Origin of the sequence: Chromobacterium indicum (genome assembly GCF_039708975.1) — a bacterium.
Taxonomy (GTDB): Bacteria; Pseudomonadota; Gammaproteobacteria; order Burkholderiales; family Chromobacteriaceae; genus Chromobacterium; species Chromobacterium piscinae.
Genome location: NZ_JAYFSJ010000001.1, coordinates 176,916 through 201,176, shown reverse-complemented (window position 1 = coordinate 201,176; position 24,261 = coordinate 176,916). Strand labels below are relative to the sequence as shown.

The 24,261-nt window shown below is 63.7% G+C and carries 17 protein-coding genes and 1 pseudogene; 10 read left to right on the top strand and 8 right to left on the bottom strand.

The features are described 5' to 3' along the window. Positions 1–71: 71 nt before the first annotated feature. Together VA599_RS01055 and VA599_RS01050 are read right to left on the bottom strand one after the other, a co-directional pair. Positions 72–1,889 carry a DUF1302 domain-containing protein gene (locus VA599_RS01055; RefSeq protein WP_346787380.1) on the bottom strand — a complete coding sequence of 606 codons (1,818 nt, stop codon included), beginning with the start codon at positions 1,887–1,889 and terminating at the stop codon, positions 72–74. 61 nt (positions 1,890–1,950) lie between these two features. Next, complete coding sequence (locus VA599_RS01050; protein WP_346787379.1) at positions 1,951–3,129, bottom strand: M20 aminoacylase family protein; 1,179 nt, start codon at positions 3,127–3,129, stop codon at positions 1,951–1,953. Positions 3,130–3,415: 286 nt separating this feature from the next. Between VA599_RS01050 and VA599_RS01045 the strand changes: the two genes are divergently transcribed. After that, positions 3,416–4,474, top strand: a complete 1,059-nt coding sequence (locus tag VA599_RS01045; protein ID WP_346787378.1) for a GlxA family transcriptional regulator — start codon at positions 3,416–3,418, stop codon at positions 4,472–4,474. A gap of 46 nt (positions 4,475–4,520) precedes the next feature. On the opposite strand, the gene VA599_RS01040 is transcribed toward VA599_RS01045, so the two are convergent. Further along, complete coding sequence (locus tag VA599_RS01040) at positions 4,521–5,036, bottom strand: hypothetical protein (protein WP_346787377.1); 516 nt, start codon at positions 5,034–5,036, stop codon at positions 4,521–4,523. Positions 5,037–5,501: 465 nt separating this feature from the next. On the opposite strand from VA599_RS01040, the gene VA599_RS01035 reads away from it, so the two are divergent. Next, positions 5,502–6,059: an ATP phosphoribosyltransferase regulatory subunit gene (locus VA599_RS01035; RefSeq protein ID WP_346787561.1), complete on the top strand. Its 558-nt coding sequence runs from the start codon at positions 5,502–5,504 to the stop codon at positions 6,057–6,059. Between the two features lie 45 nt (positions 6,060–6,104). Here VA599_RS01035 and tldD read toward each other — a convergent pair whose 3' ends face one another. The 3 genes from tldD to VA599_RS01020 are packed head-to-tail and all read right to left on the bottom strand — an operon-like array spanning position 6,105 to position 12,205. Then, the gene (gene tldD, locus VA599_RS01030; protein ID WP_021475371.1) at positions 6,105–7,547 is read right to left on the bottom strand and encodes a metalloprotease TldD; all 1,443 of its coding nucleotides are present in this window, start codon (positions 7,545–7,547) and stop codon (positions 6,105–6,107) included. A 9-nt stretch (positions 7,548–7,556) separates the two neighbouring features. Continuing rightward, positions 7,557–8,366 carry a carbon-nitrogen hydrolase family protein gene (locus VA599_RS01025; RefSeq protein WP_046155764.1) on the bottom strand — a complete coding sequence of 270 codons (810 nt, stop codon included), beginning with the start codon at positions 8,364–8,366 and terminating at the stop codon, positions 7,557–7,559. Beyond that, positions 8,363–12,205, bottom strand: a complete 3,843-nt coding sequence (locus tag VA599_RS01020; RefSeq protein WP_346787376.1) for a YhdP family protein — start codon at positions 12,203–12,205, stop codon at positions 8,363–8,365. The genes VA599_RS01025 and VA599_RS01020 overlap by 4 nt, the downstream gene beginning before the upstream one ends. Positions 12,206–12,305: 100 nt before the next feature. Here VA599_RS01020 and glnE point away from each other — a divergent pair, with 100 nt between their 5' ends. The 6 genes from glnE (at position 12,306) to VA599_RS00990 (ending at position 18,794) form a co-directional block, all read left to right on the top strand. Further along, the gene (glnE, locus tag VA599_RS01015; protein WP_346787375.1) at positions 12,306–14,990 is read left to right on the top strand and encodes a bifunctional [glutamate--ammonia ligase]-adenylyl-L-tyrosine phosphorylase/[glutamate--ammonia-ligase] adenylyltransferase; all 2,685 of its coding nucleotides are present in this window, start codon (positions 12,306–12,308) and stop codon (positions 14,988–14,990) included. 111 nt (positions 14,991–15,101) lie between these two features. Next, positions 15,102–16,025 carry a branched-chain amino acid transaminase gene (locus VA599_RS01010; protein ID WP_021475367.1) on the top strand — a complete coding sequence of 308 codons (924 nt, stop codon included), beginning with the start codon at positions 15,102–15,104 and terminating at the stop codon, positions 16,023–16,025. Positions 16,026–16,124: 99 nt separating this feature from the next. Then, on the top strand, positions 16,125–16,325 hold the full coding sequence (locus VA599_RS01005) for a zinc-finger domain-containing protein (RefSeq protein ID WP_021475366.1): 201 nt from the start codon (positions 16,125–16,127) through the stop codon (positions 16,323–16,325). A gap of 122 nt (positions 16,326–16,447) precedes the next feature. Then, a complete protein-coding gene (waaF, locus tag VA599_RS01000) occupies positions 16,448–17,485 on the top strand; it encodes a lipopolysaccharide heptosyltransferase II (RefSeq protein WP_021475365.1) in 1,038 nt (345 codons plus the stop codon). Between the two features lies 1 nt (position 17,486). Further along, complete coding sequence (locus VA599_RS00995; RefSeq protein WP_104947042.1) at positions 17,487–18,077, top strand: TetR/AcrR family transcriptional regulator; 591 nt, start codon at positions 17,487–17,489, stop codon at positions 18,075–18,077. Between the two features lie 72 nt (positions 18,078–18,149). Then, positions 18,150–18,794 (top strand): hypothetical protein, encoded by a 645-nt coding sequence (locus VA599_RS00990; protein ID WP_346787374.1) that lies wholly within the window; start codon positions 18,150–18,152, stop codon positions 18,792–18,794. Positions 18,795–19,113: 319 nt separating this feature from the next. Here the strand turns inward: VA599_RS00990 and VA599_RS00985 are convergent, their stop codons facing one another. After that, positions 19,114–19,743: a class I SAM-dependent methyltransferase gene (locus VA599_RS00985; protein WP_346787373.1), complete on the bottom strand. Its 630-nt coding sequence runs from the start codon at positions 19,741–19,743 to the stop codon at positions 19,114–19,116. A 643-nt stretch (positions 19,744–20,386) separates the two neighbouring features. Here VA599_RS00985 and VA599_RS00980 point away from each other — a divergent pair. Continuing rightward, positions 20,387–21,471, top strand: a protein-coding gene (locus VA599_RS00980; protein WP_346787372.1) for an IS3 family transposase whose coding sequence is annotated in 2 segments (ribosomal slippage) — positions 20,387–20,648 and positions 20,648–21,471 — 1,086 coding nt in all. Because the reading frame shifts where the segments join, the coding sequence is not laid out codon by codon here. A gap of 446 nt (positions 21,472–21,917) precedes the next feature. Beyond that, positions 21,918–22,052 (top strand): annotated as a pseudogene (locus tag VA599_RS24120) (hypothetical protein); the annotation flags it as partial. A gap of 184 nt (positions 22,053–22,236) precedes the next feature. Here the strand turns inward: VA599_RS24120 and VA599_RS00970 are convergent. Next, a complete protein-coding gene (locus VA599_RS00970; RefSeq protein WP_346787370.1) occupies positions 22,237–24,186 on the bottom strand; it encodes a helicase-related protein in 1,950 nt (649 codons plus the stop codon). Positions 24,187–24,261: the final 75 nt, after the last annotated feature.

The window sequence follows — 24,261 nt, the reverse complement described above, 5'->3', positions numbered from 1 at the left end:
TTCAGAAACGGAATGCGCATGCGGCACGCAAACATTCTGAAGCTGTTTTCAACGCCGCCCCTCAGCGGCGATTAGAATTTGATGCCCGCGCTGATCATCGCCAGGCTGCGGTCCTGCAGCGTGTTGTAGTCGCCGCCCGCCGTCTTCAGATACAACAACTCGAACTGATAGCGCTTCCGGTATTCCGCCTGCAGCCGCCATAGCGCGCTGCGCCTGCCTTCCATGAACTGGCCATCGTGCGAATAGCCTTTGACATCATAGGCCAGCGCCAGCGACGGCATCAGATCCAGGCCGGGCAGCGCGCCGTAATAGCGCTCCTCCAGCTTGGCGCGCCATCCCCAGGCGTTGGCGGTGACGAAACCGTCCAGCGCGCAGCTTGGCCCCGTGCCGTTACAGGAGGGCGTGGCCGCGCTGGGCGCCTGGCCGAAACCCACGCGGCCATAACGCATCACATAGGCGTCCGGCAAACCGGACAGATGCTTGATGCCGGCTTCGGCCGACAGTTTGGCGTCTCCGCCCAGCAACCGTCCCAGCGCTTTGGACGCGCCCAGCGTGAGCTGGCTGCTGCCGAAGGTATCGTAACCGCGCGCCAGGTAGCCGGCTGGGGTGGCCGCCAGATAGCCCAGCGGCCCTCTTCCGGCCAGCACGCCATACAAAAAATCGGAACCGTTCCACGCCACCGGCTGGTTGGGACGATAAGTGAGCTCGCTGTACACCCCGGTGCCATCCGGCAAGCGGGTGCGGAAATTGACGCCATACATGTGGATGTTGTCCGGATAGGCGCGCAGGAACTGGCCGGCGATTCCGGTGGGAACCGCCCGCCCCTGATTCGCCGCCGCCGGCAGAAAGACGCCGGGGCCGGTGCGTATCATCTGGTTGAAGCTCATCATGCTGGCCTGGTTGGAGTAGAACAGCCCCAGCAAGCCGATATTGTCGAACAGGTAGCTGAGGCTGAAACCGAACTGGCCGCCATACGGCTTGTCGTCCGGCGCTCGCTGGATATAGTCCAGCGGGTTGGCCAGCGACTGCTGGTCGCTGGTGACGACATTGCGCCGGAGCAGCTTGCTAAGCAGCGTGCCGTTCAAGGTCAGCGCATTGCAGCCCGGCTGGGCGTAATCGCTACCGGAGTAGAAAGTGCCGCAAGCGGGATAAGCGTTGGGCTCGAACTTGAACTGGTAATAGCCATCCACGGTCAGTTTGGACGTGGCCTTCAGCTTGGCGTAAAACGCCGGCGCGGGGATGTTGACCATTTCCGGAATGGTGCCGGAACGGCCCAGCGCGTTGAAATCCATCGCATTCACCTGCTGGATGCCGCCCAGAATGGTGGTGGGCGTGATCCACGGGATCACCTGCTGTCCCAGCCTCAACAACAGGGAAGCATCGCCCAAGCTGTAATCGCCATACACGTAGGCGTCATCCAGCGCCACGCCGCTGAAGCGGCCCAGCTGGGTGAACTTGTCGTCGTTCAGCGCCGCGCCGGGCGCATAGCCGTTGGGCGAGTGCCCATGCGGCACCCCGTGGTGGATCAGGCCGTAGTCATACCAGGCCTTGGCGCTGACAAACGCTCCGCCATCGCCCTTGCGCAGATCTCCTTGGGCGTATCCCTGCCAGGATTCGGATATCAGATCGCCGCGCCGGTAGTTGAGATCGCCATCGTTCAGAGTGTCCATCGCGTTGGCGTGGTTGGTGAAAACATCGTTGGGATTCTCCGTCCGGTAGACGCTCCCTATCGCCATCGCGCCCTTGGTTTCCAGCGTCCAGCCGTCCAGATCGAAACGGTATCCATCCCCCAGGCCTGAAGGCAGCGTGCTGACTGTGATCTCGCCGGCATAGCCGGCCCCGGCCAGCAGCATCAACAACAGCGACTCGCATCCGTGCATCCGCTTCATCTTATTGTCTCCTCGCGCTTATTGTCGCCGCGGCGTCGCCCCCCGGCGCCGCGTAGTCCCGCTAACGCAGATACGTTTCAGCAAGCCGCGCCCAGTAACTGGCGCCAAGGCTGAGAATCTCGTCGTTGAAGTCATAGCCGGGGTTGTGGATCATGCAGCCGCCCTTGCTGCCCACTCCATTGCCCAGCACCACATAGCAGCCGGGCACTTTCTCCAGCATCCATGAGAAGTCGTCCCCCCCCATCGCGCCGGCCGGCAGCGGCACGATGGCCTGCGGACCAACCATAGCCTCCGCCACTTCGCGCGCGATGCGCGTTTCCTCCGGCGTGTTGACCAGCACCCGGGTCACCGGTGTCCACTCGATCTCGGCCGTCACGCCGAAGCTTTGCGCCTGCAGGCTGACCAGCTCCCGCAGCCGGCTTTCTATCTGCTGCTGGATGGCCGGGTTGTAAGTGCGCACCGTCAGCTCCAGCCGGGCGCAATCGGGAATCACATTGCTGGCGCTGCCGGCCTGTGCCGAGCCGATGGACACCACCGCGGGCTGGTCCGGCGGCAAATTGCGGGACACGATGGTCTGCAGCGACAGGATGATGGAGGCCATCGCCACGATGGGATCGACGCAGGTATGCGGCATGCCGCCATGGCCGCCCTTGCCGGTCAGCTTGATGGTCACGATATCGGCCGACGCCGCCAGCACGCCGGGCTGGACGATGAAGCTGCCCACCGGCAGCGTGGGGCCGTTGTGCAATGCGAACACCGCGTCGCAGGGGAAGCGTTCGAACAGGCCTTCAGCCATCATCCGCGCGGCGCCGCCCTGCCCCTCCTCCGCCGGCTGGAAAATGAGGTTCAGCGTGCCGTCGAACTCGCGGGTATCGGCCAGATGGCGCGCCGCCGCCAGCAGGATGGCGGTATGGCCGTCGTGGCCGCAGGCGTGCATCTTGCCGGGCAGCTTGCTGGCGTACGGCAGGCCGGTGTCCTCGTGTATCGGCAGCGCGTCCATGTCGGCGCGTATGCCCAGCCGGCGCGCGCCCGCGCCGCAGCGCAGCTGGCCGACAACGCCGGTGCCGCCGATGCCGGCAGTCACCTCGTAACCCCAGGCGCGCAGCGACTCCGCCACCAGCTTGCTGGTGGCCACCTCTTCGAAACCCAGTTCCGGATGCGCGTGGATGCTGTGCCGGACGGCGATGAACTGCTCTTCGCGCTGTTTGATCGCGGGGATGACCCCTGGCAGATTGGACATGTGTCGACTCCGTTTCCTTGAGGTGGGGAAAACGGCGTCGAGCGAGGACAATCCAGGCGGGGCGCCGCTTTGACCTCAGTCTATGAAGGACGCGCCAAGGGATAAGGAGCTAGAACGGCCAATAAACAGGCGGATATCGCCAGCCCTTGAAAAGAACCGCCTTGACGAATATCAAGGCGCCAGCAAAGCAAACAGCATAGACATGATAAACATGACATGCATTTGAACTTGATTTTACGAGCCGGTTTCGCCAAGGTTAAAGCGGATATCGCCAAGGCTGACCGACATGAACGCCTGCATAGACCTGCTTTGCCTGCCGAATTGCCTCAGCGGGACGCTGTTTTCCGCCATAGACGTGCTGCATGCGGCCAATAAACTGTGGCATCTTCACCACCCCAGGCGGAAAACGCCGCCGTTCAGCTGGCGGCTGCTCGACAGCGATGGCACGGAGCAGCCTCTGCCCGCGTGGCTGCCCACCTCTCCCGCCCGTCCGGCCGCCGCGCGCTGCGCGCTGCTGGTGCCCGGGCTGGACATGGACAGCGTGCCGCAACTGAAGCAGCAGCTGGATCGGGCCGACAAGGCGCTGCGGCTGATCGCCCTGCGCCATGCCGCTGGCGATGTCATCGCCACCAATTACAACGGCGCCGCGCTGCTGGCCCGCGCCGGCATCCTGGACGGCCGCAACGCCACCATCACCTGGCTGATCGCCGGCTGGTTCTCCAGCAGCCACCCAAGGGTGAAGCTGCTGATGGACCGGCCGGTCACTCAGGACGGCGGCGTGTTCTGCAGCGGCGCGCCGGCCGCGGCTACCGAGCTGGTGCTGGAACTGGTCCGCCATTTTGCCGGAGACGAACTGGCGCAGCGCTGTACCAACGGACTGTTGTACCTGCCGGCACGGTTCGAGCAATCGGCGCAGACGCTGTCCGCGTTGAGCACGCCCACCCGGGACAGCGTGGTGTTCAAGGCGCGGCGCTGGCTGGAACAACACGTGGCCGAGCCCTATAGCCTGGACAGGGTGGCCTCCGCCGCCGCGGTCAGCAGCCGCACCTTGTTGCGCCATTTCCGCGAAGTGGCCGACATGACGCCGCTGGACTACCTGCAACAACTGCGGGTGGAGCGCGCCAAGCTGCTGCTGGAAGTCACCATGCTGGATCTGCCCGGCATCGTCGAGCAATGCGGCTACGACGACCCCTGCGCTTTTCGCCGCCTGTTCCGCCGCCAGACCGGGCTGACTCCCGCCGCCTATCGCCGCGCCTACGCGCTGCGTGCCTCGCGGCGCAGGTGGCGCGCCGACGACGCGATGCCGCAGCCCGAGATCGGCCAGGCCAGCCAGGTCCGCGCCTGATCCATCGGAAAGCCCTGCGCCTATGGCTTCCCATGCCAGCCCAGGATCAAGGCGTCACGTGCATATAGGGCGTGGTGGTCAGCGTGGCCGAGATCGCGCAGCCGCCAGCCAAGGGGGCGGCCGACAGCGAAATCGCGGTCTCGCTGCCGCTGTCGCCTATCTGCCCGCCGACCAGGCTCGGACCGCACTGTCCGCCCAGGATGGGGGTGTTGACGTTGACCATCACCTGGTCGATCGTCAGTTGGTTGAACGAGGTCACCTTGCCCACCCATGGCGCGGCCGCCGTGGCGCTGGCCTTGATCATCCTGCACACCGGAATGCCCTTGAACGCGGCGCTGGTGATCAGGATGTTGCCGGCGCCGTCCACCGTGCCGCTGAACACAGCGGTGCAGTCGACATCTACGCCCGACTTGCTGACCACCGCCGGTCCCACCGCGGAAAACGGGATCGCCGCCCCTCCCGCCCCCGGCGGCGTAATGGTCGCCGCGCCGGCGGCGGAACACACGCCCAAGGCCAGCGCGCACGCGCCAGCCGCCAGAATCCTGTTATGCATCTTGCTCATCGCGTAGTCCAATCTCGTTTTGGTTTAAGACGCTGCCCGCCTCTGCGAACCGCCGCGACAGAATAAAATGACAAAAGCATTGCACCCATTGATCAAGATCAGCCGCGCCGCGCCTCCGCCCGCGAGCCTGGTTCTAAGAATGGAAGCGGCGAATGGCTTGACATCCGGGCTGGACAATCGCCATGCTGCAGACATGAAAACCTTCCAGTGCCATCACCACCACCACGTTCTTACCAAGAGCGCGGTGCCGGCGCGCGCAGGCCTGGAGGGAAACGGAAGCTGATCCGCTCCACCCAATCAGCCCCGCACAGACCGGCGCCGCAAGGCGCCTTTTTTATTTCCCGCGCGCTCCGCGCGAATCCTGAAAGGAAAGCATCATGACCATGATCCGAGGCACCCGCATCGTCAGCGGCGGCGAGGCCGCCGCTCTTCGCCAACTGGAGAGCCGTTTCCGGAGCTGGCTTCATTGACGCTGGCGCGGAAGAAACCATCCTGCCCGCCTTATGGGGGCAGGACACTTTCGTCGCCAAGGCCGGCGGCAGCGAAATACTCGGGCAGATGTGGGCTTTTCCGGACCGAAAAGGCCGCGCCTGCTGCCTGATACCGGAAGCCACCGCGCTGTTTCAGGAAAGAAGCCAGATGTTTTTGAACGGCAGGCGCGAGGCCGGATTTTTCTATGCCGCGCGCTGCTATCGCTACGAGCGGCCGCAAGCCGGCCGCTATCGGGAATTCACCCAGCTGGGCTATGAGTATCTTGGGCCTGATCCCGCCGCCGCATTTGAGCGCAGCCTGACGCTGTGCCGCGACTTTCTGGACAGTCTGGGTTTGCGCTACGAGCTGGACAGCATGGCCAAGCGCGGACTCAGCTACTATCTGGGCGGGGAAGGATTCGAAGCGCGCGTGCCTGAATTGGGGGCGCAGAAGCAGATAGCAGGCGGCGGCGCCTACCGGGAAGGCGCCTGCTTCGGCATTGGACTGGAAAGGCTGGCGCTCGCGCTGGAAGCGCAAGGCATACAGCCTTGACGGCATGAAAAAGGCCGGGCTGACGCCTGGCCTTGGCAAGCATGATCAACCGCCCGTGCCGCCCACGGTCAGGCCGCCGTCTATGCGCAGCGTAGGCTGGCCGACGCCTACCGGCACGCTCTGGCCCTCCTTGCCGCACACGCCCACCCCCTGGTCCAGCGCCAGATCGTTGCCTATCATCGACACGTAGTTCAATACCTCGGGGCCGCTGCCGATCAGCGTGGCGCCCTTGACCGGGTAGGTCAGCTTGCCGTTCTCGATGCGCCAGGCCTCCGACGCCGAGAACACGAACTTGCCGCTGGTGATGTCCACCTGGCCGCCGCCGAAATTCACCGCGTACAGGCCATCCTTGACTGAGGCGATGATTTCCTGCGGATCGCGCTCGCCGGCCAGCATATAGGTGTTGGTCATCCGCGGCATCGGGATGCTGGCGTAGGATTCGCGGCGGCCGTTGCCGGTGGGCGCCACCTGCATCAGCCTCGAATTCATCGCATCCTGCATATAGCCCTTGAGAATGCCATCCTCGATCAGCACGGTGCGCTGAGTGGCATTGCCCTCGTCGTCGATGGCCAGCGCGCCGCGGCGGCCGCCCATCACCCCGTCGTCCACCACCGTCACGCCCGGCGCGGCCACGCGTTCACCCATCTTGCCGGAGAACGCCGAAGTGCCCTTGCGATTGAAATCGCCCTCCAAGCCGTGGCCGATCGCCTCGTGCAGCAGCACGCCCGGCCAGCCCGGCCCCAGCACCACGGTCATCTGGCCGGCCGGCGCCGGCCGGGAGTCCAGGTTCACCAGCGCCTGCTTGACCGCCTCGCGCACGTAGCGCTCCACCACGGCGTCGTCGAAATAGGCAAGATCGAAGCGGCCCCCGCCGCCGGCCGCTCCCTGCTCGCGCCGGCCGTTCTGTTCGGCGATCACCGATACCGACATCCGAACCAGCGGGCGCACATCGGCGGCCCTCACGCCGTCATGGCGCGCGACGTAGACCACGTCGTACTCCATCGCCAAACCGGCCATCACCTGGATCACGCGCGGATCTATCGCCTTGGCCAGCTTTTCCACCTTTTCCAGCAACGCCACCTTGGCGGCGGCCTCCAGGCTGTGACAGGGATCGATGGACGGATACAGCGACTTCGGCTTGCGCTTTTCCACCGCGCCGGCGCTGCCGTCACCGCCGGCGTTGCCGATCGCGCGCACCGCCTCGGCCGCGCGGGTGAGCGCGTCCTGGTTGATGGCGTCGGAATAGGCGAAGGCCGTCTTGTCCCCGGCGACGGCGCGCACGCCGACGCCCTGGTCGATGCTGAAGCTGCCGGACTTGACGATGCCCTCCTCCAGATGCCAGCCCTCGTTGCGGGTGTACTGAAAGTAAAGATCGGCGTAGTCGATGGCATGGTGGCGCATGTGCGCCAGCGTGCGCTCCAGCGCGGCCTCGTCCAGGCCGTAGGGTTTGAGCAGCAGTTCGTCTGCGGCGGTGAAGGCGTCTTGCATATCGTTCTTTCAGCGTATGGCCCGGTGCGCCAGAGCCGGCAGGCGGCCCCGCACCGAGTGTATCAATTCGGGATCGATCTCGGCGGTGACCACCCCTTCGCCGTCCGGCAGCTCGGCGAGGATGCGCCCCCACGGGTCGATGATCATCGAGTGGCCATGCGTCTTGCGACCGTTTTCATGCGTTCCGCCCTGGGCGGAGGCGATCAGGTAGCACTGGTTTTCTATCGCCCGGGCCCGCAGCAGCGGCTCCCAATGCGCTTCGCCGGTAGTGGCGGTGAACGCCGCCGGCAGGATCAGCAGGTCGAACGGCGCCAGCATCCGGAACAGTTCCGGGAAGCGCAGGTCGTAGCAGATGCCGAAGGCGATGTCCGCCAGCGGCGTCTCAGCCTTGGTCGGCGTCGCGCCCGGACGTATGGTGTTGGACTCGCAGTAACTCTCGCCCTGCCCGGTAAAGCCGAACAGGTGGATCTTGTCGTAACGCGCCGCCACCTCTCCCTGCGGATTGTAGAGCAGGCTGCTGTTGAGCACCTTGCCTTCCTCCTCGCAAAGCAGCGGCACCGTGCCGCCCAGCAGCCACAAACCGTGGCGGCGCGCCATTTCCGACAGCGCCTGCTGGATGGGGCCGTTGCCGAATGGTTCGCGCAGGGCCACCTTGTCGGTCTCCCTTTCCCCCATCAGGCAAAAATACTCAGGCAGCACCGCCAGGCTGGCGCCGCGTGCGGCGGCCTCGGCCAGCAATTGATCGGCGCGCGCCAGATTGGCTTCCAGACCGCAACCGGACACCATCTGCACGGCGGCGGCGACAAACTTTTGTTTCATGGTTTTTTCCCCTTGATCTGAATCGGATCGCCGACGTTCACCCGCTTCACCTGGGGATCCTTCAACGAACCGCTCACCTCGTATTCAAGCGACAGTATCTTGCCCACCGGGTCCTGCAAAACCTTCTGCGCGGCCAGGGTGGCGATGCCCACCACCGGGTTCAGCAGGGCCGCGCCGGCCGCCAGCGCCACGCTTTCGGCCACATGCGGCACTACCTTCACTTTCAGCGCCTGCGTTTCGTTGGCCAGATCCACCCTGCCGGCGATATTGACCTCGGCCGACGGACTCTTCATCTCTACCTTGTCCGAGCGGAACACGCCGTCGCGCACGCTGGCCTTCCCCTGCAGAGTATCAAAGGCGAAGCCGTCGCTGAAGACATCGGTGAAATCCAGCCGTATCCGCCGCGGCAGCGATTGCAGGCTCAGCGCGCCCAAGAGCCGCGCCGCGCCCGGGTCCACCTTGGCGAAGCGACCGTTCTTGAAGTCCAGCTCCATCTGTCCGGACAGGTGGGCGGCGTCCAGATCGCTCAAGCCGCCCGGCCAGCTCAGTTGCCCCGCCAAACGGCCCTGGCCGTTGCGGAACACGTCGCCTTGGCCGAAACGGGCCAACAGCTTGCCGGCATTGCTCACATCCAAAGAAAAACGGCTGTCGACGCGCCCCCCGCCCTGCTCGTCCACCTGCATGCTACCGGTCAGCGTGCCCTCGGGAGAAACCAGCTTCAACGGGTCCATCCTCCACACGCTGCCGTCGCGGCGCGCCATCATGTCCAGCTGGCCGATGCTGCGGTTCTGCAGCAGCAGCTCCCCTATGTGCACCTTCATCGCCGGCAACTGCTGCTTCAGCGACGACGGCGCGGCCCCGCTTTCGGCGCGCAGCGGCCAATTCAACGCCAGCCGGCTCAGATCTGCATGCAGCTGGCCGCCGCCATCAGCCAGGTAATCCACCTCGCCCACCGCTTCGCGCGAGCGCAACTGCGCGCTCCATTGCCCGCCCTGTCCGCGATGGGACACCCGGGCGCTGACCTGATGCAAGGTGAAACCGGCGGCGGACAGCTCCGGCGTGTCCACATCCACCGTCAACGGCGCGCCGGACTGCGCGCCGCCCTTGCCGCCCGCGTCCAGCTTGGCGGCCCACGGCAGCCAGTCGTCCAGATCGATGCGAGGCTGCTGCAGCCTCAGCGCCAATCCGCTGGCGGGAAACTCCCCGGGCTGGCGCCCTATGCCCAACGCGCCGGCCTGCAGCTCCCCATCCCCACCCAGGCGCAAGCGCCCGGCCAGCAAATCTGCCAGCTGAAACTCCAGCCGCATGGCGCCGGCGAAGCGCGCCGGCGCAGGCTTCAGCTGCAGCTGCAATGGCAGCGCCGCCGCCGCCGTCTTGCCGAACGGCTTGGGCGCGTCCAGCGACAAGCCTTGCAGGCTGGACGTCAATTGCAGGCTCTCCAATCCATCGCGGACCACGAACTGCCCGTCGAAGCGGGAGCGGCCGCCGGCCAGCGGCGCGAGAGACGGCAGATACTGCTGCAGCACCGCTCGATTGTCGGCGTCGCCGGCAATCTCGAAACGCATGCGCTTGTCGGCGCCGGTATGGGCCGCCAGCCGGAACGGGCCGCCGAAAGCCTTCAGCTGCAATCCCTTGCTGTCCACGCCGCGCTCGGTGAAAGTCAGCCGCCCCTGCGCCGCATCAAGCTCCGGCAGCGGCAAGCCGCCCAGCTTCAGCGAATTGCGCTGGAAATCCAGATCGCCGCGCACGCGGGTGGAGTCGCTGCCGGCCAGAGGCACCTCCAGCTTCAATCTCAGCGCCGCCGGACCGCTGGCGCGGATGCGGCCGGTAAAGCCGCCCAGCCAGCCGTCCACCGGACTCTTGGTGGTGAAGGCCAGCATCCGGTCCAACCTATCCTCAACCTTGCCGTCTATCTTCAGCCACGGCACATCCGCGCCCAACTGGTCTATCTCCGCCGTCACCTCGCGCAGCGGCACGCCTACCGTGGTCGCCCGCTGCGCCAGCACCTGCATGCCCTCGTTGTGAAAGCGCAGCTTGGCGTCGATATCGTCTATCGCCGGCCAGCCTTGCTGGTACAGCAGCTTGGCCTTCTCGATATCCGCTTCGACCAGGAATTCTCCGCCCTTGCCGCCGGCGAAGGGAAACTTGTCCAGATCGCCAGACAGCTTCATCTTCAGATTGCGCGCCATGCCATCCTGCAAGCCTTGGCGCAACCAGCGGGTCGTATGCTCTCCGACGTGATGCGGCAGATAGGCCGCGATCCGGGCCGCCTTGACCTGCTCGATGCCGGCGCTCAGGTCCACGCTGCCCGAGCCTTCGCCCGCGTGGCGGTAGCTGCCGCTCAGCTCGCCGCTCAAATCCGCGTTGGCGAAAGCCACCTTGTGGAAATCGATGTCCAGCCGGCCTTGCTTCTGCTTCCATTCCACATCGGCGGACAGGCGGTCGAAAGGCAGAATCTGGGCGAATACCGCCGGATAATTGACTTCGGCCTTGCCGGTGTCCAGCGCCAGCCGGCCGCCGGCTTCGCTGAACTCGATGCGCCCGGACACGCCGGACACGCCCGGCAGATCGGCGAACGGTTGCCAGCCCAGCGCCTCGAAACGGGTCTTCACCTTGAAGCTGGAAGGCGCTTCCGCCGCGCCTTGCCAGGCCAGCGTCACATCATGCAGCGCGCCGCGCGGCGAAAAGCGCGCGAACAGCGGATTGGCGTCCACGCCCAAGGCGTGGATGAGGGGCGTCAGATGGCCGACGTCGACATTGTCCAGCGTCAATTCGCCGCCGCCTTTCGCGCCAGGCTGCCACTGCCCCTTGATCGAGGATTTGTCGAAAGCGAGCCCGGTGGCGCTGGCCAGGGTCAGGTCGCTGGCGACGATCTTGTAGCTGCCGCCGGACTGCCGGTCCAGCTGCAGCTTGCCCTGCAATTGCGGCAGCACCAGCTCGCGCGCGCTGGGAGGCGTGTAGGCGGCGTCGCGCACGCTGACGTCGGCCTGCAGGCTGCTGACGCTGCCATCGGAGAACGACATCTCCAGCGTGCCGTCGCCTTCGCCCCGATGCAGCACGCCCAGCTCCCGCATATAGCGCGACCAGACATCGGCGCGGGCGCCGTTGAGCGCCACCTTGACAGAACCCGACCACCGCTCCCAGCCGTTGATGTCGTCGCCGCGCCAGCTGGCGCTCAGCTGGAAGCCCTTGCCCAGGGTAGCCGCCGGCACGCCCGACAATTGCAGCCGGTGCCCCAGCAGATGCCGGTCCAGCGTCAACTGGCCGCGCTGCAGGTCCAGCCGCGGCAGGCCCAGTCTTTCATCCTGCCAGCTCAGCCGGGCGTTCAGGATTTCCAGCGATGGCTGGCGCAGCAGCCAGTTGCCCAGCGCGTTGTCGCTGGACGGGCCGCTGGTGAGATCAAAGCCATTCAGATAGATGACGCCGTCGGCGCCTCGCCGCAACTCCACCGATGGGCCGTCCACCCGCATCGCCAGCCTCGGCTCCCAGGTCCACAGCGAGGTCCAGGACGGCTGCACCGTCACGCGGCTCAGCGTCAGCGCCTGGCCGGACACGGGATTGGCGATGGACACGCCGGACAATTCGAACTGGGGAGCCACGTCCAGCCAATGGCCGCTCAAGCGGCCGATGCTGACATGGTGTCCAAGCGCGCCGGACAGGGTTTGCTCCAGCCGGGGCCGGTATTGGTCCAGATTGGGCAACAGCCAGTACGTGAAAGCCGCGAACGCGGCGGACACCAGCGCGCAGGCCGTGAACAGCGACACGGCCAGCACCAGCAGGCTGCGCTTGACGACGCGCAGGACGTGGATATGGGACAACGGCGACGAGGGCTTTTTCAACAATGGCAAACCGTTACAATGGCGTTAGGAAAAACACGGCGCGAAACCGGCCGCAGCCGCCCCCGGCGCGGTAAGCCGCGCCAAGCCGTCCGGAGCTATTATGCCAGCAAACACGAGCGCTGCCATTGCCCGCAGTTGCGAGTTTTCCCAATATTTGCACCGCCTTCTGGCCGCGCGGCCGGAGGAGCGGAGCCGACTGGAGCAATGCCTTCGCCATTCCTTTGCCATTGAGGATATGCAGGCATTCGCCGACTGGCCAGCGCTGGATGCGCCCGAGGCGCTGGCGCCAGCCTTGCGCCGCCTGCGGCAAGCGGTGATGGCGCGGCTGATCTGCCGCGACCTGGAGGGCCTGGCCACGCTGGACGAAGTGGTGTCCACCGTCAGCCTGCTGGCCGAATTCGCCGTCCGCCAAGCGCTGGCCTGCGCCGCCGCGTCGCTGCCGCAATACGGCCAGCCCATCGGCGAGGACAGCGGCGAGCCGCAGCAGCTGATCGTGGTCGGCATGGGCAAGCTGGGCGGCGGCGAGCTCAACGCCAGCTCCGACATCGACCTGATCTTCATCTACCCGGAAGGCGGCGAAACCGACGGCGCCCGCAAGATCAGCAACCACGAGTACTTCACCCAGGTGGGCAAGCGGCTGATCGCGCTGCTCAACGACGCCACCGCCGACGGCCAAGTATTCCGCGTCGACATGCGGCTGCGCCCCTATGGCGACTCCGGTCCGCTGGTGATGAGTTTCGCCGCGCTGGAAAACTACCTGCTCTCCCAGGGCCGCGAATGGGAGCGCTACGCCTGGATCAAGGCCAAGGCCATCACCGGCGACGCCGAAGGATTGGCGCAGCTGGTCCGCCCCTTCGTCTACCGCAAATACCTGGACTACAACGCTTACGGCGCGATGCGCGAGCTGCACGCGCAGATCCGCCGCGAAGTGGCGCGGCGCGACATGGCGGACAACATCAAGCTGGGGCCCGGCGGCATCCGCGAAGCCGAGTTCATCGCCCAGGTGTTCCAACTGATACGCGGCGGCCGCGACCGCACGCTGCAGCTGCGCGGCACCCGCGCCACGCTGGACAGGCTGGCGGCGCTGCGGCTGCTGGAGCCGGCCGCGGTGGCAGAGCTGCAGGAAGCCTACGCCTTCCTGCGCAATCTGGAGCACCGGCTGCAATACCTGGACGACCAGCAGACCCAGACCCTGCCGGGAGCGCAGGAAACGCGCCAAAAGATCGCCGCCAGCATGGGCCACGCCGACTGGCCCGCCTTTATGGCCGCGCTGGACGAGATCAGGCGCAAGGTCAGCCGCCGCTTCGAGCAGGTCTTCATCCTGCCGAGCGAAGACAGCGCCGACCATCCGCTGTCCGAACTGTGGCTGGACGTGGCCGAGCAGAATCCCGAAGCCCGGCTGGCCGGCCTCGGCTACGCCGATCCCGCATCCGCCGCCCGCCAGCTCACCGGACTAGCCCAGAGCCAGCGTTACCTGCAGATGCCGCTGGCCGGCCGCAAGAAGCTGGACGCGCTGATGCCGGCGCTGATCGAGGTGGCCGCGCGTTTTCCCAACGCCGACGACACACTGTCGCGCATCATCGGCCTGATGGAGGCGATCAGCCGCCGCGCCTCCTATTTGGCGCTGCTGACCGAATACCCGCAGACGCTGCAGCGGCTGGCCTCGCTGTACTCGTCAAGCGCCTGGGTGTCCGCCTACCTCAGCCGCCACCCCATCCTGCTGGACGAACTGCTGGACGCGCGCGTGCTCTACGCCGCGCCGGAGTGGCCGCAGCTCTCCGCGCAGCTGGAGGCGCAACTGGCCCATGCCGACGGCGATGTCGAAGCCAAGATGGACGCGCTGCGCCACTTCCAGCATGCCCAGACCTTCCGGTTGGTGGCCCAGGATCTGGCCGGCATGTGGACGCTGGAGGCGCTGTCGGACGAATTGTCGCGGCTGGCCGACCTTGTGCTCGACGCCGCCCTGCGCCACGCCTGGCGCGACATCCCCTCTCGCCACTGCGAAACGCCGCGCTTCGCGGTGATAGGCTACGGCAAGCTGGGCGGCAAGGAGCTGGGCTACGCGTCCGATCTCGACATCATTTTCCTGTACGACGACGAGCACCCCGACGCCCCCGACCTGTACTCGCGGCTGGCGCGCAAGCTGTCCACCTGGCTGACCAGCGCCACCGCCGCCGGCGTGCTGTACGACATCGATCTCAGACTGCGGCCCAACGGCGCCAGCGGCCTGCTGGTCAGCTCGATCTCCGCCTTCCGCCAATACCAGGAAAACCAGGCCTGGGCATGGGAGCACCAGGCGCTGACCCGCGCCCGCTTCGTCGCCGGCGATGCCGGCATCGGCGCGCAGTTCGAAGCCGAACGCCACGCCATCCTCACCCTGGAACGCGACTCGGCCAAGCTGCGCGGCGAGGTGCTGGCGATGCGCCAGCGCATGCTGGACTCTCACCCCGCCCACGACGGCGACGTGAAAAACGCCCGCGGCGGCATCATCGACATCGAATTCATCGTCCAGTACCTGATCCTGGCCCACGCCAAGACCTTGCCCGCCCTCACCGGCAACACCGGCAACATCGCGCTGCTGGCGGTGGCCGCCGACGCCGGGCTGATAGACCGGCAGTTGGCCGAAGACGCGCGCGCCGCCTACCGGCTGTATCGCCGGCTGCAACACGCCGCGCGCCTCAACGACAAGAAAGCGGTGGATGTCGATGAACCGTTGCGGGTGGCTTATGCGCGGGGCCGGGAGCTCTGGAGACAGGTTTTCGAGCAAGCGCTCGATTTTTCCTGATCCCGGGTTCACAAGTCCGCGGGCCGCGGTATACACTGGTCCATCAACACGGCTGCGGGCGCCCCGGCGCGACCCGCCGCCACACCAAGCACAACACAGGAGAAGACTGAGATGTCGATGGCTGATCGCGACGGATATATCTGGTATGACGGCAAACTGGTGGACTGGCGCGACGCCACCACCCACGTGCTGACCCACACCCTGCACTACGGCATGGGCGTGTTCGAAGGCGTGCGCGCCTATGAAACCCCGAAAGGCCCGGCGATCTTCCGTCTGCAGGACCATACCGAACGCCTGTTCCGCTCCGCCAAGATCCTGGGCATGGACCTGCCGTTCAGCCCGGAACAGATCAGCCAGGCCCATCTGGACGTGGTCAAGGCCAACGACCTGAAGTCCTGCTATTTCCGTCCGATGGCCTTCTATGGCTCCGGCAAGCTGGGCGTGGCTCCGATGAAGAACGACGTGCAGGTGATCGTCGCCGCCTGGCCGTGGGGCGCCTACCTGGGCGAGGAAGGCCTGGAAAAAGGCATCCGTGTGAAGACCAGCTCCTTCACCCGCCACCACGTCAACATCACCATGTGCAAAGCCAAGGCCAACGGCAACTACATGAACTCCATCCTGGCCAACAACGAAGCCACCGCCGACGGCTACGACGAGGCGCTGCTGCTGGACGTTGACGGCTTCGTCGCCGAAGGCTCCGGCGAAAACATCTTCATCGTCCGCAAGGGCAAGCTTTATACTCCGGACCTGACCAGCGCGCTGGAAGGCATCACCCGCGACACCGTGGTGCAGATCGCCAAGGAAATGGGCCTGGAACTGATCGAGAAGCGCATCACCCGCGACGAAGTCTACAGCGCCGACGAAGCTTTCTTCACCGGCACCGCGGCCGAAGTGACCCCGATCCGCGAACTGGACCGCCGCCCCATCGGCGCCGGCAGCCGCGGCCCGATCACCGCCGAAATCCAGAAGCGCTACTTCAACATCGTCAAGGGCCTGGACGCCGAACACGAATACTGGCTCACATACGTGAAATAAAACGGGTAATATCCGCACTGCGCGCCAGCAGCGACCGGTCACAGCCGGCCTGCTGGCACATGCATTTCGGACACCCGCTTGCCGCAACAAGGAATGACCATGGCAGAACAGAAAGAAAATACCGAACGCTATATCGAAGTCACCCAGCACGACCTGCCGCTGCACTGCCCGATGCCGGACATGAAGGCGTGGAACTCGCATCCGCGCGTCTACCTGCCGGTGCACAAGACCGGCGAAGCCCTGTGTCCGTACTGCGGCACCAAGTACAAGCTGGTCGGCCCCGTCGGCCACCATCACTGAGCCCGCAGCCGGCCTCGATGGCAAAGGGTGTGGCCAGGGCCACACCTTTTTTGCTTGCCGCCGCCAAACCCAAGCCGCGCTGAACCGGACAGCCGGCTTGGGTTTGGAACCGGAAATACCGCATGAAGAAGAAAATCCTGGTCATCGGCCCCTCCTGGGTCGGTGACAGCGTGATGGCCCAGCCGCTGTACCGCCGCCTGCATCAGCGCCACCCCGGGCTGGAGTTGCATGTGTTCGCGCCTGCCTGGACCCTGCCGCTGCTGGCGCGGATGCCGGAAGTGGCCCAGTCCCACCTCAACCCCTTCGGCCACGGCGCGCTGCGTCTGGTCGAACGCTGGAAGGTGGCCCGCCACCTGGCGCGCGAGCGCTTCGATCAGGTCATCGTGCTGCCCAACTCGCTGAAATCGGCGTTGATTCCGCTGTTCGCCGGCATCCCGCTGCGCACCGGCTTTCTCGGCGAGTCGCGCTACGGCCTGCTCAACGACGCCCGCGAACTGGACGAGCAAGAGCTGCCGATGATGGTGGAGCGCTTCTGCGCGCTGGCGGAAGACCGCAATCAGCCGCTGCCGCGCCCCATTCCCGATCCGCAGCTGATCGCCACCCCATCCGTCCAACGCCAGGCCGCGGCCAAGCTGGGCCTGGACGTTTCGCGCCCCATCGCCGCCTTCTGCCCCGGCGCGGAATACGGCCCGGCCAAGCGCTGGCCCGCCCGCCACTTCGCCGAATTGGCCAAGCGCTTCCAGGCCGCAGGCTACGCGGTGTGGCTGTTCGGCTCCACCAAGGACAAGCAGATCGGCGACGACATCGCTCGGCTGGCCGGCGACGCCGCCGTCAACCTGTGCGGCGCCACCGGCCTAGACGAAGCGATAGACCTGATGGGGCTGGCCAAGCTGGCCGTGTGCAACGACTCCGGCCTGATGCATGTGGCCGCCGCGCTGGACAAGCCGCTGGTGGCGTTGTACGGCTCCTCCAGCCCCGACTTCACCCCGCCGCTGTCGCAGCGGGCGGAGATCGTGTCGCTGAATCTGGACTGCAGCCCCTGTTTCGAGCGGAGCTGCCCGTACGGCCATACCGACTGTCTGGAGAAAATGCAACCGGAACTGGTGTGGCAGGCTGCGCAGAGACTGCTCCCTTCCCTCGTCCCCCTCGCACAGGACTGACATGAGCGCCGTGGAATCCACCCGCCCTCCCGAGGAAAACAGCCGGCGCATGGAGCTGATCCGCGCCGCCGCCATCCTGTTCCGCGACCAGGGCTACGAACGCACGACGGTGCGCGATCTGGGCAGCGCCGTCGGCATGCAGTCCGGCAGCCTGTTCTACCATTTCCGCACCAAGGAGGAGATCCTGGTGGCGGTGATGGCGCTGGGCATCGCCAGCACCACCGAACAACTGGCCGCAGCCCTCGCCGCCGCAACCGACACCCGCGACAAGCTGGCCGCGCTGTTCCGCGTCCACCTCCATTCGCTGCTGGGCGACAACCAGGCGGCGCTGGAGGTCATGCTGTACGAATGGCGCAGCGTCTCGGAATCGGCCAAGCCCGGCCTGGTGGTGTTGCGCGACCGCTACGAAGCGCTATGGCAGCAGGTGCTGGACGAAGCTGCCGACGCCGGCCTGGTCAAGCAAGACACCCGGCTGCTGCGCCGCACGCTGCTCGGCAGCCTGCACTGGACCGTTCAATGGTATCGGCGCGACGGCGAGCTCGACGTGGATGCCCTGGCCCAGCGGATGTTGCAACTGGTACTGTTCGACTAGACAGGAAAAAACCTTATCAAAATAAGAAAAATGTTCTAATATCAGCGATATAGGAACATTGGGACCCTAGCCATGGCAAATATCGCGAGCGTAGGCTACCCCGCCCCGCAAACGCTCTATGCCGGGCAAAACACCCGGCAGGCGCAGACATCGGTGGAAAACGGCCAGGCCGCCGTTCAGAAAGCCACCAGCGAACCTCAAACCCAGACCGCGGTCCGGCAGAATCCGGACTCCGCCCGGGTTGAGCAACAACTGCAGCAGCAACTGACCAATAGCCGGGCGCAGCAGGCCGCTCAACAGGCTTCCGCTCAGCAAACGACCGCGCAAACCGCCGCCGCGCCTGCGAGCAAAGCCACGCTGGCCACCGCGCCGCAACCTGCGGCCGCGGCCGCGGCCGCTCCGGCCGTAAACGGCAATCCGCCTGCCGCCGCAGCGGCAGGCGCCGGCAACAATGCCGCCGCCAATAACAACGTGACAACCCAGGCTCCGGCCGCAACGCAAAACACGGCCCAGGCATCCGCCGCGAAGCAGCAAGCAACGCCCCCGGCATCGACGCCCGCCCAAACCGCGACCGAATCTGCGGCCCAGGCCACCCGCCCGGTAGAGCAGGCTCAGCGGCGCAACGGCAGCGGCCAGTTGGCGGTATCGCAATACCAGACCAACCAATCCTTGCTGCAACCCAGCGTATCCAGCACCAATATCTCCACAACAGCCTGATAAACGCAGCACCGACAACGTACACGATAAGGCCTCGCAACAGCGAGGCCTGTACTTTCAGACATAACACAGCCACCATGCCTAAGCATGCCTGCACCCACCATAACGCAGCCGCTTCCCACTAGCCCGCAATGAACTGGACTCCTCCCGAAATCTCAATTTTTTGTGCTTCCTTTTAGAAGAACTTAGTGCCAAAAACTAGCCCAACGCATTTTAGTCAACATTGATTTATTTAATCAATCAAACTGAACAAAATGTAGAATCCACACCACAAAAAGCCACTCACGCACTCTAAAAATCCACCACTTTGCATAATCAATCAAATTTCCGACTGGCGTTTCGAAGTCTTTTTTAGAACCAAGTAATACCGAGACTCCTCCTTAACATACTTGAATTCCGAATCAAATCCAAACCTCTTTGCCGATCTGATTAGAAAATAAACACTATGCCAGTTCAAGTATGTTGAATCCCAAATATTCCTACCCACGCCGACGTACTTTTTTAGCAAATTCTTTATTACTTGCGTTGCCGGATGAAATTTCTTTCCAACACTTTCAGTAAGCAACAATGAGCCATTGTTATTCAAAACTCGCGATGCCTCCCTAAGCACAGGAGCTATATCTGAAAAATAGTTAATCGCATCCTTAATCAATATCAAATCAAAGCTTTCCGCAGGATACGGCACAGCCTCTCCCTGACCAACTCTAAAGTACTCCTCATCACTTAATTCACCGTGCTTAATTGGATCAATGCCAACGTATCGAGCCTTCAAATAATTTCTCAGCTTACAATTCCCGCACCCAATCTCTAGTATTGAGTCGGAGTCTTTTGCAAGGGAATTAATCCATTCAGCTACCCATTTATGGTGCTGCAATGCTTGATCGGCAACAAGACTGTCTTCAGATAGTTTTTTTCGAACCGCAATAATTTCATTAGCTTTTACTTCCATTAAAATTAGACTCCTTCTCCATCTTAGTCAGTTGAAAACAACTAATCACCGAGCCTACAAATCGAAAACCATCTCCTTAATTATCATGAATTCTACTTCTCAACTAAGCTGCTAGAAAACTATCTACTTGCCGAGAATTCTGGCAGGTGCAGAACATCCACAATACGGCCAAAATAATCTATCAGACAGCTTGGGGCGATACTATTCCATAAGCCCCTTAAAATTCACCCTCACTCAGCATAATGACCTAACCGCCCTCCCGAAACATTCCAACAGCTTACAAAATCTAACTAACCTAGCGAGTTCGTCGAGCACGGATAGGCAATCCACCATCAATGATGATAGCATACCATCATTGACACATCACATCATTCCGTCTAGCATTTAAGGAAAAAGTACCTTCCGGATCAACAAACCAAGGCATCGTGCCATAAACAGTCAATAAACTTATTGTTTTCAGCCCCAACTTGGACAAGTGGGCCAGAATCACCATCCTCAAGGTAGCCAAAACTGGCTTGCTTGCTCTAAAGCGAAGTCTCCAGCACCACATCGTCATGCGACGGTGACCTCCTCCCGCAAAAACGTAGCGGCGAAAAGTAGAGATTTCTGGCAAATTTAAGCCCATCCGGGCAGGAGATTTGTCATGAAAAAATCGAAGTTTACCGAAGAACAGATCGCCTTCGCATTGCGCCAGGCGGAATCCGGCACCACCGTCGCCGAGGTCTGCCGCAAGATGGGTGTCTCTGAAGCCACCTTCTACAACTGGAAGAAGAAATACGGCGGCCTGGGCGTCAGCGAGTTGCGCCGCCTGAAGCAACTGGAAGAAGAGAACGCCCGTCTCAAGCGCATGGTCGCCGACCTGAGCCTGGACAAGCAGATGCTGCAGGAAGTCATCCAAAAAAAGCTGTGAGGCCGGCCCGCAAACGCGAGTTGGCCAACTTCCTGATTGACGCGTACCGCGTCAGCATCCGTCGCGCCACCGCAGTCATTCAACTGCGGCAAGCTAGTTATTTTTATCGCCCTCATCCTCGAGACGATCGCGCGGAGCGGCAGCGAATCCGCGAGATCGCCGCCACGCGTATTCGTTATGGCGCGCGCCGCATCCACGTCCTGCTACGGCGTGAGGGCTGGCAGATCAATCACAAGAAGACCTACCGGATCTACTGCGAGGAAGGTCTGAATCTGCGGCGCAAACGGCCCAAGCGGCGAGTGGCGGCCGCGCACCGGCAAGTCCGGCCGGCGGTCTCCAGTTTGAATGCCTGCTGGAGCATGGATTTCGTCGCCGATCAGCTGTTCAACGGCCAGAAAATCCGGGCCTTAACTGTAGTGGATAATTTTAGCCGGGAGAGCCTGGCGATCACTGTGGATTTCGCGCTGAAAGCCGCGGACGTGGTCGCTACGATGCGGCATGTTCAAGCCTTGCGCGGGACGCCGCAACGGATTCAGGTCGACAATGGCAGCGAGTTTATATCGATGGCGCTGGATCAATGGGCATACGAACAAGGCGTCACGCTGGACTTCTCGCGGCCAGGCAAACCGACGGATAATGCTTTTATCGAGTCGTTTAACGGCAGCCTGCGGGATGAATGCCTGAACGTGCATTGGTTTCTGTCGCTGGATGACGCACGTGACAAAATCGAGTGCTGGCGACAGGATTACAACGAATTCAGGCCGCACAGTTCGCTGGGCGACCAGACCCCGAGCGAGTTCCGACTTGCTCATCTTTAAGCCGGAAATCTCCAGCTTAGACCGCTCGGTTAGTTGGGAGGAGGTCATTTAAGCCGGAAATCTCCAGCTTAGACCGCTCGGTTAGTTGGGAGGAGGTCACGGCATGAATGCTTTGGAGCACATCAAGCAAAACAACTTGAAAATGAACTCCCAGGCGACAAACCGCCCACCAACTCCTCGACATCCAAGCATGAAGCTGACGCATCAACCATAAACGCTCAGAGCACACCGCATCGCGAAGCACGCGGCTTCGTCAGCCACCCAAGCGCAGCGCGCGATCAACATCGGGCAATGGATTCTGTGGCAAACAAGACATGGAACAGGTAACGTATTTGCCTACTGGCGATCAACAGTGTGGCATAGGTCGGTCGTCTGAATCGAAGAAGCTCGCTCTCTAGCGCCAGAGCCGCGAGGGTGGTGGCCTGCATGACCAGCACAAATCAACCATGGCCAGAGCTCTCCAACCGAGCCTGGACAAAGGTGCGCATCGTCGCAACGTGCAATTGCAAATCACCCATCCAGGCAAACCGATCGAGAACACCTTCATCGCAAGCTTGAATGGGGAGAATGAGGAATGCCTGAATCAGCCGGCGCTCCACCGCCTGAATCAAGCCAGAATCGTGATCAATAGTTGGCGAACTATAATCATGTTCAGCACACATCACACCTTCCAGCAACAGAGGCATACGACACCTCGCGCAAATAGGCCGCACAAGGAGAGTCCTGCCCTAGCTCAAAGCTTTGCAGGACTCCACTCCCGTCGATTCAGCGTTGTCGCCCCGCCCCGGACTTGCGCCTCATCGGTTCGCGCCCTCCCCGGCTCTTTCTCTTTTGCGCGTTCTGAGCCTGCAGCAGCGCATCGATGCGCTCGGAAGTGCTTTGCATCAGCAGCTGCGCCATCTCGCCGTCCGGGAAGGTTTCCGGCATCCGGTACCCCAGCCAGGCATAAGCGGCGTACAACTTGCAGCTGTCTTCCAGATATTGCAGCTCGTTGCGGCCGCCGGTTCCCATCATCCGCAGCAGCGGCGCGGTTTTGCTTCGCGCGCGCTGTTCGGCCCAGTCGTGCAGCGCGTTGTCCAGCATCGGAATCTTGGTCGACACCGGGCACAGGCTGAAAGTGAAGCGGTCCGCCAGACTCAGCGGCAGGCTATCCAGCCATTCCGCCTTCTCCATCTGATCCGACAGATTGGCCGGCAGGAAAAATTCATCGTGCACATTGATGTGCTTGGCGAACAAACCAAGCAAGGGCTTGAGCTTGGCTTCTCCGGTCGCCTGGGAAATGGCTTCCAGATACTTCAGGCTGGGCGCAACGAAAAAGCCGTTGTTCGGCAGCGGCTCCGCTTTCTGGCGCAGCAGCGCGCCTATGGTCTTGTGGGTGAGCCCGTCGAAACCGGCGACATAGCCGGTTTCATGCTTGCCGAAGCGGCCGGCGCGGCCGGCGATCTGCTTGGCCAGCGGCGCGGCGACGATGCCCTCCGCGTAACCGTCCCACTTGCTGGCGGTGGTGAAGATGATGCGCCGAGCCGGGGTGTTCAGGCCCATGCCGATGGCGTCGGTGGCCACCACCACCTGGGTCTCGCCGGCGACGAAGCGCTCGGCCTGCGCCTGCCGCACCTCGGGCGACAGGTTGCCGTAAATCGCCGACACGGTCAGCCCCTGCTCTATCACCTTGTCGCGCCAGTTCAGCACCTCGCGCCGGGAAAAGGCGATCAGCACATCGCCCGGCTGCAGGTTTTTCAACGACAGCAAGGGCGCCTTGTCCATCTGCAGCGCGGTCTTGCGCTCCAGCGTGCGCACTTCCAGCGTGCCGCCGACGCGCGCCACCAGCGATTCGATCGCCTCGCGCGACTCCGGCGCGCCGACCAGATAGATGGTCTGCGCCGGGACGCCGCACACGGCGGCGGTCCAGGCCGCTCCGCGGTCCGGATCATCCAGCAGCTGGATCTCGTCGATCACCGCCACTTCCACCTGCCGCTCCGGGTTCAACATCTCCACCGTGCTGGCGACGTGGGTAGCCTCGGGGTGCAGCTTGCGCTGCTCGCCGGTGATCAGGCTGACGGCGACGCCGGCCTGCTGCAGACGGGTGTAGTTCTCCAGCGCCAGCAGACGCAAGGGCGCGAGATAAACGCCGCTCTTGGCTTTCTGCAAATGCTCCATCGCCGCGTGGGTCTTGCCGGAATTGGTCGGCCCCAGCACCGCGATGAAGTGGCGCTGCATCGCGTAGGCGGTGGCGAACGATTCCGGATAGCGCGACAGATTGACCGCGTCGCGGGTCTTGGCGGCAGCTTTGTCGGCGCTCTGCCGGCTGCGGGCGGCGGCCACCCGGTCCAGCGCGATATTGCAGCGCACCTTGGCGCGCTCGTACTTGGCCATGAAGGCGCTGAGCGCGCGCAGCGGGTCGATGCCGTCCACCGCGAACACTTCGCGCGCGCAGGCGGCGAGCTGGCCTTCCAGCTTCAACCGCGCGGCGTCGTTCCAGCGTTCCTTCACCAGCGCCAGCTTCGCCGCCCCATCCAGCTTTCGCCATTTGCCGCTCTTGCCGAGGAAGCCCTCGTCCGGCACCAGATGATACGGGACGCGATGGCCATCCAGATCCAGTTCGCCATGCACCGATACCGCATGGCTGCCCTCGGTGGTGACGATGGTGGCGTTATGCTCGGCCAGGTAATCGTCCAGCTGGATCTCGGGCGGCAATGCTTCAAGGGTGTCGGTCATGTCGGCTTTCGTTACGGTGCTAAAGGCGGGCGATGATAAAGCAGCCGGCGGCGGCGCGCCAGCATGGCACGACTC